The sequence below is a fragment of the Sporofaciens sp. St.21A7 genome, from assembly GCF_059728535.1.
Genome location: NZ_BAAGFN010000001.1, coordinates 5,192,626 through 5,204,989 on the forward strand (window position 1 = coordinate 5,192,626; position 12,364 = coordinate 5,204,989).

A 12,364-nucleotide genomic window follows, 5' to 3' on the forward strand; every position below is an offset into this window, starting at 1 on the left:
TGTCATTCTCCAAATCCTGCGGCATCACTCATCTTCCACCGTAATCTCCATATTAATCAGACTCTCCAGATTCTCAATATCCACAAAATGATCCTCGAACCTTCTTCCTTCCTCCATCTGACGAACTTCGATATCCACCTGTTTCCCAATCTTCTCCCGAATCAAGTCCGCAATCTCAGCCTTATGCTCCTCAGAACCGACCACGCCTGCGCTCATCTCATCCGGCATTACAATCAACAGACGGTTTCCTTCCCCTGCGCTGAGCCTCGCCTTTTTCAAGTAGACTTTCAGCATCTGGGAAGCATCATTCACAATCGAACGGAAATCCTTCGCCACCGCCTTAACATCCTCATTCAGCGCCTTAGGAAGCTCCGGCTTCGCCTGGGTCACAGAGGAAGCACCCTCCTGACCGGCATAAGCCTCCTTCATCTGCGCCGCCTGCATGGAGACACCAGCCTCTAACTGCTTCTCCACCGCCCGGATTCTATCCAGCAGCGCGTCCTGGTTCATATCCATCGCCGGTCTGCACAGCTTGACTAACGTTACCTCCAGAAGCACCCTCTTCTGGGTGGCATATTTTAGCTGATTCGTAAGCTCAGAAAAAATCCGGATATACCGTATCAGCGTATCACTGTCTATCATCTGCGCCTCTTCTTTCAACTGGGCAAGATTCTCCGTCGATACATCCAGAATATCCTCCATATGCTCCGACCCCTGCACCAGCAAAAGATTCCTCAGATACCAAGTGAAATCAGCCGCCATCTGGGACAGTTCCCTGCCCTGCATCACCAGCTCTTCCACCGTCCCGATTACCCTGTGGACATCCATGGAAATCAGCTCCCGCAAGAGCCTGCTGAACACCTCCGTATCCACAGCCCCCAGGACTTCCAGCACATGGTCATAAGTCAGCCGCTCCCCGATATAGAAAGCCACGCACTGGTCCAGAAGGCTCAGGGAATCACGCATGGAACCGTCCGCCATCTTCGCGATATAGCGGACCGCCTTATCCTCCACATCCAACTGCTCCTTCCCGATCAGCTCCTTTAGCCGCCCGGAAATGGTCTCAATCGTGATACGCTTGAAATCATACCGCTGGCACCGGCTCAATATCGTAATCGGAATCTTGTGAGCCTCCGTCGTCGCCAGAATAAAGATTACATACTCCGGCGGTTCCTCCAGAGTCTTTAACAATGCGTTAAAAGCCCCTATAGACAGCATATGGACTTCATCGATAATATATACCTTGTACCGGCCCTCCGTCGGGCGGTACGCAACTTCCTCCCGGATTTCCCGGATATTGTCCACGCCGTTATTGGACGCCGCGTCAATCTCAATTACATTCATGGACGCCCCCGACGCGATTGCCTTGCACATGGCACACGATCCGCAAGGACTTCCGTCCTCCGGATGCTCACAGTTCACCGCTTTTGCAAATATCTTCGCAACGGACGTCTTCCCCGTCCCCCGCGTCCCGCAGAACAGATAGGCATGTCCGATACGTTCTGCCTTAATCTGGTTCTTCAAGGTCTTCACAATGGCGTCCTGCCCCTTCACATCCTCAAACGCATCCGGACGGAACTTCCGGTACAATGCCATATAAGACATCTTCTACACAGCTCCTCCCCTTATCATACTCCCCGTCATCTTTCACTTTTCTTTGATACCAAAACTGATGCCCGTCATCTCAGCCTCTTTGATAATGCTGGATTTCGGATCGACATATTTTAGTTTTCCGGCAACTTCGGAAAGCGGGACGCGCACGATGTCATTCTTCTTGACGCCCAGCATATATCCATAATCACCGTCCAGAATCGCTTCTGCCGCCGCAGCGCCAAGCCTTGTAGAAAGCACCCTGTCGTACGGACATGGAGAACCGCCCCTCTGGGTATGTCCCGGAACCGTAATACGCACTTCCTGATCGGTCCTCTTCTGAATCTTCTCCGCCACCTCATAGGCAACAGACGGATATTTCTGCTTCTCCTTCTTTGCTTTCAGCTCTTTTTTAGACAGTTTCGCATCTTCTTTGGAAATAGCGCCCTCTGCCACCGCAATAATCGTAAACTTCTTGCCCGCGGCCTTCCGCTTATTGATAGCGTCAACGACCACGTTAATATCATAAGGAATCTCTGGAAGCATAATGATGTCGGCGCCTCCGGCAATACCGGCATGCAGAGTCACCCAGCCCACTTTATGCCCCATAACTTCAACGATAAATACCCGGCTATGGGACGTTGCAGTCGTATGGATCTTGTCTATGGTATCCGTCGCAATATCCACCGCACTCTGGAACCCGAAGGTCATGTCCGTTCCCCACAGGTCATTGTCGATCGTCTTAGGAAGCGTAATAACATGCAGTCCCTCTTCCCTCAGCATATTTGCCGTCTTATGGGTGCCATTCCCTCCAAGTACCACCAGACAGTCAAGGTTCAGCTTATGATATGTATGCTTCATAGCCTCCACCTTGTCAAGGCCATTCTCATCCGGCACCCGCATCATCTTGAACGGCTGTCTGGATGTCCCAAGGATCGTCCCTCCTACGGTCAGTATTCCCGAGAAATCTCTGGAAGTCAACATCTTGAAATTGGAATAAATCAGTCCCTTATACCCCTCCTGAAACCCGTAAATCTCAACATCGTCCCTCTTGGAACAGATTCCCTTTACGACGCCGCGCATAGCGGCATTCAAAGCCTGACAGTCTCCTCCGCTTGTAAGCATTCCTATTCTTAACATGTGGCGCTCCTTTCTTCTTTCCGTCATTCTACATTCTTTGTGTCATATGGGCAGCGGTAAGCTTTGCTGCTGAACACTTATTCTGATTATAACCTATTTTCTTAATACATACAATATCCTCTTTATTTCCGCAATATATAAAAATGCATAGAATCCCCAAGTCAAATTAATTTTCTATTTTGTTCCACATATACTTTAATATTTTTTCCCGCCGATCCTTTATTTTTTTCTAAAGCCCTGACAAAATTATCTATATCATGAATGATATTGTGCTTGTCATATACATACATGATTAATTTTTCACATTTATAAAAAAATGCATCCTCGCCCAATTCACGAAAGATTTTTTTCTCCGTATGATTCTTGCCGGTACATTTTATCTCAATTATGGCATCCACTTCCTCAAAATTCCTGACAATTGTTTCTAAAGCATCCTCATCCTGTCTAACGCTTTGACTTTCGTCCTGCAAAAAACAGATTGCTTTCTTTATAGAAGTACGGTATTTGCCAATTTTATCTTCCCGAGATTCATACGGGACGTTAACCGCGTGCAATGCCATCCGATACTTTCCCACATCCGTCCCACTTGCCTCTGCATATCGTAAAACTTCTGTTTTCCACTCTTCATACTTTCCACAAAGTTCTTTCAACTCTGTAATTTTATCTATTTCCCACCCTTTTTGAACTAATTGCTCCTTATTCATCTCTCCTCCATCTTAAATAAAACAAAAACAGTGGTTCCCTAAAAGTCAAAACATTTTCATTCCACTCAAATACTCTATCCGCTTCATAACCACTCTCTTCCAATATCACCAACATAGAGTTCATCGTCCCTCTGATTGTCTGGGTGGTCAATTTCTGCATCTCTTTCGTCTTATCCAAAATCTTCTTTGCCCGCTCGTAAATCTCCGATATGGAAATCGATTTTAACGGAGGGTCTATTTTCAACGCCTCTAGCACAAGGCCATAGCGGTCTACTTCTGAACCATCAGCCAGATAATAAACTGCACGCTTTTGCCCTCTGGACGAAAGCCCGGCCAACAGTTTCGCATATAATTCCTGATATGTGAGGAAATCAGCTCTTAAATAGCAGCTCTTTACAATATCTTCTTCTTTTAGTACCTTGTCTTCATCAATATAATATCCAATACTCTCACAAATAGATTGCATAGTCTGCGGAGAATCAATACATTCCATCACAAGCCTTTCAATTAAATCTTGCGTTGCATATACGCCAAGCATATGGAAGCCCCTCTCTGGGATTTCCGCCAATTCTTTACTTTTCCATGGCTGCATCGTAATATTCATAATCCTTCCCTGTAAATCCGGATTATTCTTGACCGTCTCATCCACTCTATGGGGAAGCGACACTACAATTGCCTTTAAATTATACCGAATAGCCTCCTTCAGCTGACAAGCCGCATCATGCTGCATTTTTTCATCCGCATAATGAAAATCATCCAGCAAAAGTACTTTATTGTTGTTTAGGAAATATTCCATTACACGCTCTTTATTCGTCTGGTATTGAGAAGTATACCTCGTTCCGATTTGCTCGCCTTGGTCATGGACAGTATTTTCATTCTGTACTTCGCCCATCAGCGGAATATCCACCTTCTTCGCGACCACCGTCCAAAAATCTTTTTCTCCTTTGAAATCATTTCCCGTCATTGCTATAAGATTTCTTCCTATTACTGCCTCGCATAACACCGTTTTCCCAATTTTAGACGGACCGTCTATGACAATCAAATGCCCCCTTTGTTCCAGTGCCATCCTTAATCTCTCTTCATATGTAAAATCTCCGGAACTTTTCCTATTAACATAAGTATATTCAGGAAAAGTTGCGGATGAAAAAACTGAGCTAAATGTATATTCCATAAAAAGTGACCTCCTTTCCGATTCATTCTACATTGATATATCGTCTCTTATAAAAGGATTATACTATGAAATACACTTTTAATACACCTTTTTGTAAATATTTATACCAATTTTCACCTATACATACATTAATTTTTTTATACATACATGATTTACAAATTTTCCCTCTTGACAAGGGTGATATAATAGTAGATGAGAATATGTTCAGTCAGAAAGAGGTATCACATTGGATAAATTAGACATAAAATTATGGAAACTGGCAGCCAAAGGCCAGATCGTTCCAAAACGTTCCATGCTCAAAACGCCCCGCCAAATCGAAGCCATCAAAAGAAGCGCGGCGTTAAACACCGCCGTCTTAGACCATGTAGCGTCCCATATCCACGAAGGCATGTGTACGGAAGAAATCGACCGCCTGGTCTACGACTTTACCACAGAACATGGCGGCATCCCCGCCCCGCTGAATTATGACGGATTTCCCAAGAGCGTATGTACTTCCCTCAATAACGTCATCTGCCACGGAATCCCAAGCGAGTATGAAATCCTGCAAGAAGGAGACATCCTCAACGTAGACGTATCCACCATCTTGAACGGTTATTATTCCGACGCGTCCCGGATGTTCACCATCGGAGACATCTCCCCGGAAGCCGAGAGGCTTGTCCGTGTGACCCAGGAATGCGTAGACCTTGGATTAAAAGCGGCAAGGCCCTGGGGGCATTTGGGCGACATTGCCTATGCAATCAACAGCCATGCCAAAAAGCATGGTTACTCCGTAGTTGAAGACATCGGCGGCCATGGAATCGGGTTGGACTTCCACGAAGAACCTTTCGTCAGCTATGTAACGCCGAAGGGCAGTGAGATGGTTTTGGTTCCTGGTATGATGTTTACCATCGAACCTATGGTCAATGAGGGAAGCCCTGACTTTTTTGTTGACGAGGATGATGACTGGACCGTTTATACCATCGACGACGGGCTGTCCGCACAGGTGGAATATATGGTGCTGGTCACGGAAACCGGTATTGAAGTGTTATCAAAATAACAGATTTCCTAAAAATATACTTGTAAGCTATACATAAATATGGTATAGTGTGAATAGAATAAAACTGTAATGCATTACAGTTCGGTCTGGGCAGAAGCTCTTTGGACCACCGTAGGCGGGAAGAATTTCCCGCCATTTCTAATATATTGGAGAACTCAGATGCAAGAATTAAGTGTTTTTATTGATGAATCCGGTGATTTTGGAGAGGTAAAGGAACGTCCTGCATACTATTTGGTTACCTTTGTTTTTCACGCTCAAGAGAATAACATAGATCAGCAAGTTGCAAAATTGGAGGAGAGTATAAAACTTTCGGGATTTGATGTGGAGTATATACATACAGGACCCGTCATTCGCAGAGAAGAAGTCTTTGCAAGATATTCTATTAATGAAAGAAGAAAGTTGCTATATAAGATGCTAAATTTCGTTAATACATGTCCGATTACTTATCTGACAGTTGTTGTGGATAGAAAAGAAGCAAAAGACAAAGTTTCTTTGTCAGGTAAATTGGCTAAGGCAATTAATAAGGAAATTGATATACATCAAGATTTCTTTGCAAATTTTGATAAGATTATTGTATATTATGACAATGGCCAGAACGAGCTTAGTGCAATTCTAAACGCTGTATTTTCGATACAGTTTTCAAGTGTTGAGTTTAGAAAGGCTGCGCCACAAAAATATAGGCTCCTACAGGCTGCTGATTTTATTTGCGCTATGGAATTGTTAAAAATCAAAAAAGAGATTATAAGTAGAAATAGAGGGCGCAACCACGCCCTCTTCCTTACCCGCACAGCACCAACGCTGAATACGCTCCCATATTCACAACCACTTCCCCATCTTCCACCAGATATTCCTCATAATCCACAGAATACCCCTCCTGATAGGAATACATCAGCTTCTTCATCCTGCATTTCACCGGCACTTCGGCAAGCCACACCGGAACAGTCACCTCTGCAAGCTCGCACCGATTATTCACAATCACCACGACCCGGTCTTCCCCCTCGAACCGCCCATATGCAAGTATATTATGTTCATCCCCATTCGACACCCCAATCGAGCCGCTTAATATATTCAGCGACCCCGTCCGCAGCGCCGGATGCTCCTTATGAATCCGAATCATCTCCTTATGAAATGCAATCAATTCCTGATTCTCATACCCCCACGGGTACGTCCGCCTGTTATCCGGGTCCGTGAATCCGCAGACCCCGGCCTCATCGCCATAATACACGGTAGGAGCGCCGATCCAAGTCATCTGCATCACCACCGCCTCCCGCATGACGGCAAGGTTCACATACTCATTCGCCGCCCTCGGTCCAAGATTCTCCACACGTCCCACCATATAATTGGTACGCGTCAGGAAACGGGAATGGTCATGGTTTGACAGCTCGTTCATCGCCACCTGCAAGGACGGCGTCAGCATATTCCCCATATGGTGTGTGATCGAACCAACGAAATTATCCGTATTTCCCCGCAGTTCTTCCCGATGCTCGTCACTGTGCTTCTCCATCCCAGTCAGGAACCAAGTGACCGGCTCCATGAACGCATCATAGTTCATCACCGTATCCCATTCGTCTCCTTGAAGCCACTCGCTGGGGTCCCCATAGTGTTCCGCAAGAATCAGCGCATTGGGATTGGCATCCTTGACCGCCTTACGAAACTTCTTCCAGAAATGATGGTTATACCCATTGGACTGCCCAAGGTCTGCCGCCACATCCAGCCTCCATCCATCCACATTGTAGGGCGGAGACACCCATTTTCTTCCGATATATAAAATGTAATTCTCAAGTTTCACAGAATCCTCATAATTCAGTTTCGGCAGCGTATCATGCCCCCACCACCCGTCGTAGCTATTGTTGTAAGGCCAGTTCTCTTCACTGTCATTGTTAAAATGAAAATAACTCTTATATGGGCTATCCGGCGACACATAAGCCCCAGGCTCATAATCCTCCTGTCCCTCATAGATCCGCTCCCGGTCCATCCACTTATTAAAAGAACCGCAATGATTGAACACACCGTCCAGGATAATCTTCATCCCTCTCCGGTGCAGTTCCTCCACAAGCTCAATAAATAACTGATTGCTCGCCTCTAAATTCCTAAGATCCGTGACCCGCTTCTGGTACTTCGTCGCTTTACGGTTCTGCGTCTCTCCCTCTGGCAGGACCTCTCCGCCGTCTTCTACGATCACTCCGTAATGCGGATCAATATAATCATAGTCCTGGATATCATATTTATGGTTCGACGGAGACACGAACAATGGATTAAAGTACAGCACCTCTACCCCAAGCTCCTGCAAATAATCCAGTTTCTCCATGACGCCTTTCAAGTCGCCCCCATAGAACTCCCGGACTCCCATCGCATCCGGGTATTTGTACCAGTCCGTCACCTTCCGGCTGTACCCGCCGATATAATAATACTCATTCGTTTCCACATCGTTAGACTTGTCTCCATTGTAGAAACGGTCGGTAAATATCTGGTACATCACCGCGCCCTTCGCCCAGTCAGGCGTCGAAAATCCTGGTACGATAACAAAATTATAGAACTCCACAATCTCCTTCGACACGCCGCATCTTCCATAATACCATGTCTCTTCTCCATCCTGAATCTCAAAACAGTAACGGAACGGATTCTCATTTAACCGCCATGTAATCGCATAATAATCAAATTCACTGCCGTTGCCGTTTCCATTTTCTTTCTCCATATCATAACCGCCGACAGCCGTCATGAGACGTACTCTTTTTACATCATCTCTGGCTGTGCGGAAACGTAATCTCACAGATTCATTTTCCCGGGGCTCCTGTGGAATCACATAACCTGCTGTCCCATCACAAAATAATGCCTGTGTATTCATGCCGTAATCCCCCTAATTATTATTCTCTGTACTCTGTTTAATTATTAAGCTTCCGAAACCTCTCCTGCAAATAATGATTCAAATTCTTCTCTTGAAATCTTCTCCTTCTCCAACAACAAATCTGCGCACGCATGCAGGACATCGTCATATTTCTTAATCACATTCCTTGCCCTGACATAGCACTCATCGATAATACGCTTCACTTCCTGATCGATGGTCGTAGCCACGCTCTCCCCATAGCCTCTTGACGCGTGGGCAAGATCCCTGCCGATAAACACCTCGTCACTGTTATTGTCATAATTAATCAAGCCGACCGCTTCGGACATCCCGAACTTCGTGACCATAGACTTCGCAAGGCTGGTTGCCTGCTTGATATCCTGAGATGCGCCGGTGGTAATGTCGTCCAGCACTTCCTCCTCCGCCACACGTCCCCCAAGTGCGACTGTGATATCCTGCAGCATCTTTCCTTTTGTATTGAACATCTCGTCATTCTCCGGCAGCGGCATAGTATACCCTCCTGCCCCTCCGGTGGGAATAATCGACACACTGTAGACCGGTCCCACATCCGGCAGCACATGGAACAGAATCGCATGTCCCGCCTCATGGAACGCCGTAATCCGCTTTTCCTTGTCCGAAATCACCCGGCTCTTCTTCTCCGCACCGATTCCGACTTTGACGAACGCCCTCTTGATATCCTCTTGTTTCAGATAAATCCGGTTCTCCTTCGCCGCCAGAATCGCCGCCTCATTCAGCAGGTTCTCAAGATCTGCCCCCGTAAACCCAGCCGTGGTCTGGGCAATCTGCCTTAAATCAATCTCCTCACTAAGCGGCTTGCCCTTGGCATGGACCTTGAGAATATCCTCTCTTCCCTGAATATCCGGCCTGCCCACCATGACCCTGCGGTCGAACCTTCCGGGACGCAGGATTGCAGGATCGAGGATGTCCACACGGTTCGTAGCAGCCATCACGATGACGCCCTCGTTGACGCCGAATCCGTCCATCTCCACCAAAAGCTGATTTAACGTCTGCTCTCTCTCGTCATGGCCGCCGCCCATTCCTGTTCCGCGCCGTCTCGCCACAGCGTCAATCTCGTCAATAAAGATGATGCATGGAGAATTCTTCTTCGCCTCCTCGAACAAATCACGGACACGGGACGCGCCAACGCCCACGAACATCTCCACGAAATCAGAACCGGAAATCGTGAAGAACGGCACTCCCGCCTCACCGGCCACCGCTTTGGCAAGCAGCGTCTTTCCTGTTCCCGGAGGTCCCACCAGCAGCACGCCTTTGGGAATCCTCGCTCCCACCTGGATATATTTCTTAGGAGACTTTAAGAAATCCACGATTTCCTCCAATTCCTCCTTCTCTTCTTTCAGGCCTGCAACCTGTGAAAACGTAATGTTCTTATCGCCGCCCATGCTCAGCCTTGCACGGCTCTTCCCAAAGTTCATCGCTTTTGCGTTTGCGCCTCCGCTCTGGCGGTTCATCACGGTAAAAATCAGCATCACTCCAAGCAGCGTCAGCACGACCGGCACAACCACCGTCACAAACCAGCTGTCTTCATGGACGTCCGGCATCTCATAACTGATATTCTTCTCTTGCAGATAATCCTGAACCTGATTCACATCCGACACATAGAGATATTTCAGCTCGCCCAGTTTATCTTTCAGCTCAATGTCCACCCGCCCTGTCGGAACATTCTTGTTCTGGTTCACGACCACATTTCCCAGATTATCGCTCGTCACCAGCTCCTCAAATTCCTTCCAGTTTATCTCTTCTTCCTTCTGGTCGAACTGATTGGTCAGCCACAATATGACAAACAGAAATACTACTAACGTCAGGACCGTGGCTCCGCTCAGTCCCCTTACCTTCCTATCATTCAATGTCTCAAGCCCCTTTCTATTCCACGCCTTCTACAATCCCGATATACGGCAGATTCCTGTACTTCTGGGCATAGTCCAGCCCATAACCCACTACGAACTCATCTGGGATTTCAAATCCCACATAATCCACCTTGACATCCCTTACCCTTCTGTCCGGCTTGTCAAGAAGCGTACATAACTTCATACTATTCGGCTGTCTCTTCCTCAGTACATCCAGCAGATAGTATAATGTCCTTCCGGAATCAATGATGTCCTCCACCACAAGCACGTCCTTGCCCTCTAACGACTCATCCAAATCCTTCACAAGCCTTACCACGCCGCTGGAAGCCGTCCCGTCTCCATAGCTGCCCACGCTCATAAAGTCCATAGACACCGGGACGCTGATACGCTTCGCAAGCTCGCACATGAAGAACACGCCCCCTTTCAGGATACAAATCAGATGAATCTGCTTTCCTGCATAATCCTCACTGATCTGCCGTCCCATTTCCTCAATCCTTTTCGCAACCTCCGTCTCCGAAATCATCACTCTGACGCTTTCTCCCATCGTCTTGTCCTCCGTAAAATTTCAATTCCAGGATTCTCCTGGTCTTGTCTGTAATCTGATACTTCTGGTTCTGCCTGTACCCGGCAACCCACATAATATGCTGCCCGTCTGCGGCAAGCCATATCCTGTCCCTCAGGCCGCCCGGTATCTTTTCATTAATAAAATACTGTTTCAGCTTCTGGGTGCCGCCTTCCTTCGAGATGGTAATATAATCTCCTGGCCGGCGATGCCTGATTTTAACAGTATTTTCAATTATATCATAATCAAACCATTTCGTGTAGGGGTTTTCCGGAAATATTACCATATCTGCCGTCCGCTCAAATACCCTTGCCTCGGCAGGGCATTCGCAAACTGCACCTTCCGTCATTTCTTTACAGCTTATCAGCCCTTTCTCTGCAGACAGCTCGAATTCCAAACACCCTTCTCCGTTCGGTTTACGGATAAACACTTCGATTCCCTCATAACATCGCCTTGCACGCATCCCATAAGGCAAATCTACCTGCCTGCCCACCTGACGTTTCCCCAGCTCTTCCAACGCTGTAATATGGACACTCCCTATATCTTTCCTTCTTCCCGCTATCCGGCAAAGCATTTCTTGAAGCACGAACCTGCGAAGTGCGTCCGGAACCTGCCGGAATTCCGCTTCCATAAGTACGGCTTTGCCTCCCCCGTACCGGACGCACCTCTCCTCATACCGGCTGACCTCCTGATCCACGAACTCCCCCACCAGCCGCATCTGCTCCATCGTCTCCGACATATGGCGGACAGTCTGGCTGTTGACCTGGTCCTCAAGATACGGGAGCACATGAGCACGGACCCGGTTCCTGGTATAATCATCCGATAGGTTCGACTCATCCGTACAATAAGATATTCCCCGATTTCCCAGATATGATTCAATTTCCTCCCTTTTCAGGCACAAAAGAGGATGAATCCACGCCCCGGCAATCGGCGCAATCCCTCCAAGCCCACGAAGCCCGCATCCCCGGCACAGATTCAAGACCAGCGTCTCCGCATTATCATTCTGGTGATGTGCAAGCGCAATCCTCGTCCCCTTCTCCTGCTCCAACACCTTTTCAAATATCCTCCGTCTTACATCCCGTCCCGCCTCTTCCAGAGTCAGCCCCTTTTTCCGGGCGTATCCCTGCACATCTTCATGAAATGTCCGAAGCTTAATCCCCAGTTCCCTGCAGATATCCTCCACATATGCCGCATCCCCATCCGCCGCATCGCCCCGCAGCCCGTGATGCACATGGACGGCAACTATCGTAAACCCTGACTCCAGGCTCATCTTACTAAGCATGAAAAGAAGGCATATGGAATCTGCACCTCCCGATACGCCTGTTATTACCCTATCCTTCCCATCCAGCATATGATAACGCCGGATATACTCTTTCACCCGCTGATACATATATTTATCCTTCTATCTGATTCTGTACATTTTTACCCTGGAA

General features: G+C 47.4%; 9 protein-coding genes and 1 pseudogene. 2 read left to right on the top strand and 8 right to left on the bottom strand.

The window, feature by feature from the left end; translation table 11 throughout:
• Nucleotides 1-24: 24 nt before the first annotated feature.
• From dnaX to AC6I3O_RS25785, 4 genes are all read right to left on the bottom strand, one after another.
• Entirely contained in the window at nucleotides 25-1,605 is a 1,581-nt protein-coding gene (dnaX, locus tag AC6I3O_RS25770) for a DNA polymerase III subunit gamma/tau (RefSeq protein WP_497853287.1), read from the bottom strand.
• A gap of 42 nt (nucleotides 1,606-1,647) precedes the next feature.
• A complete protein-coding gene (locus AC6I3O_RS25775) occupies nucleotides 1,648-2,730 on the bottom strand; it encodes a 6-phosphofructokinase (RefSeq protein ID WP_497853288.1) in 1,083 nt (360 codons plus the stop codon).
• 161 nt (nucleotides 2,731-2,891) lie between these two features.
• On the bottom strand, nucleotides 2,892-3,434 hold the full coding sequence (locus AC6I3O_RS25780; protein WP_497853289.1) for a PD-(D/E)XK nuclease domain-containing protein: 543 nt from the start codon (nucleotides 3,432-3,434) through the stop codon (nucleotides 2,892-2,894).
• Nucleotides 3,427-4,500, bottom strand: coding sequence for an ATP-binding protein (locus tag AC6I3O_RS25785; protein WP_497853290.1), 1,074 nt, complete (start codon nucleotides 4,498-4,500; stop codon nucleotides 3,427-3,429). The genes AC6I3O_RS25780 and AC6I3O_RS25785 overlap by 8 nt, the downstream gene beginning before the upstream one ends.
• A gap of 331 nt (nucleotides 4,501-4,831) precedes the next feature.
• On the opposite strand from AC6I3O_RS25785, the gene map reads away from it, so the two are divergent.
• Nucleotides 4,832-5,641, top strand: coding sequence for a type I methionyl aminopeptidase (map, locus tag AC6I3O_RS25790; protein WP_497853291.1), 810 nt, complete (start codon nucleotides 4,832-4,834; stop codon nucleotides 5,639-5,641).
• A 159-nt stretch (nucleotides 5,642-5,800) separates the two neighbouring features.
• Nucleotides 5,801-6,337 (top strand): annotated as a pseudogene (locus AC6I3O_RS25795) (hypothetical protein); the annotation flags it as partial.
• 82 nt (nucleotides 6,338-6,419) lie between these two features.
• Here AC6I3O_RS25795 and AC6I3O_RS25800 read toward each other — a convergent pair.
• From AC6I3O_RS25800 to tilS, 4 genes are read right to left on the bottom strand one after another with little or no spacing between them, the layout of a single operon-like run.
• Nucleotides 6,420-8,486 carry a glycoside hydrolase family 13 protein gene (locus AC6I3O_RS25800; RefSeq protein ID WP_497853292.1) on the bottom strand — a complete coding sequence of 689 codons (2,067 nt, stop codon included), beginning with the start codon at nucleotides 8,484-8,486 and terminating at the stop codon, nucleotides 6,420-6,422.
• A gap of 44 nt (nucleotides 8,487-8,530) precedes the next feature.
• Nucleotides 8,531-10,369 (bottom strand): ATP-dependent zinc metalloprotease FtsH, encoded by a 1,839-nt coding sequence (gene ftsH, locus AC6I3O_RS25805; protein WP_497853293.1) that lies wholly within the window; start codon nucleotides 10,367-10,369, stop codon nucleotides 8,531-8,533.
• Between the two features lie 16 nt (nucleotides 10,370-10,385).
• Nucleotides 10,386-10,913 carry a hypoxanthine phosphoribosyltransferase gene (gene hpt, locus AC6I3O_RS25810; protein ID WP_497853294.1) on the bottom strand — a complete coding sequence of 176 codons (528 nt, stop codon included), beginning with the start codon at nucleotides 10,911-10,913 and terminating at the stop codon, nucleotides 10,386-10,388.
• Entirely contained in the window at nucleotides 10,858-12,321 is a 1,464-nt protein-coding gene (gene tilS / locus AC6I3O_RS25815) for a tRNA lysidine(34) synthetase TilS (RefSeq protein ID WP_497853295.1), read from the bottom strand. The genes hpt and tilS overlap by 56 nt, the downstream gene beginning before the upstream one ends.
• Nucleotides 12,322-12,364: the final 43 nt, after the last annotated feature.

Coding starts and splice junctions, on each gene's coding strand:
- dnaX (WP_497853287.1), bottom strand. CDS start 1,605: ATGTCTTATATGGCATTGTACCGGAAGTTCCGTCCGGATGCGTTTGAG.
- AC6I3O_RS25775 (WP_497853288.1), bottom strand. CDS start 2,730: ATGTTAAGAATAGGAATGCTTACAAGCGGAGGAGACTGTCAGGCTTTG.
- AC6I3O_RS25780 (WP_497853289.1), bottom strand. CDS start 3,434: ATGAATAAGGAGCAATTAGTTCAAAAAGGGTGGGAAATAGATAAAATT.
- AC6I3O_RS25785 (WP_497853290.1), bottom strand. CDS start 4,500: ATGGCACTGGAACAAAGGGGGCATTTGATTGTCATAGACGGTCCGTCT.
- AC6I3O_RS25800 (WP_497853292.1), bottom strand. CDS start 8,486: ATGAATACACAGGCATTATTTTGTGATGGGACAGCAGGTTATGTGATT.
- hpt (WP_497853294.1), bottom strand. CDS start 10,913: ATGGGAGAAAGCGTCAGAGTGATGATTTCGGAGACGGAGGTTGCGAAA.
- tilS (WP_497853295.1), bottom strand. CDS start 12,321: ATGTATCAGCGGGTGAAAGAGTATATCCGGCGTTATCATATGCTGGAT.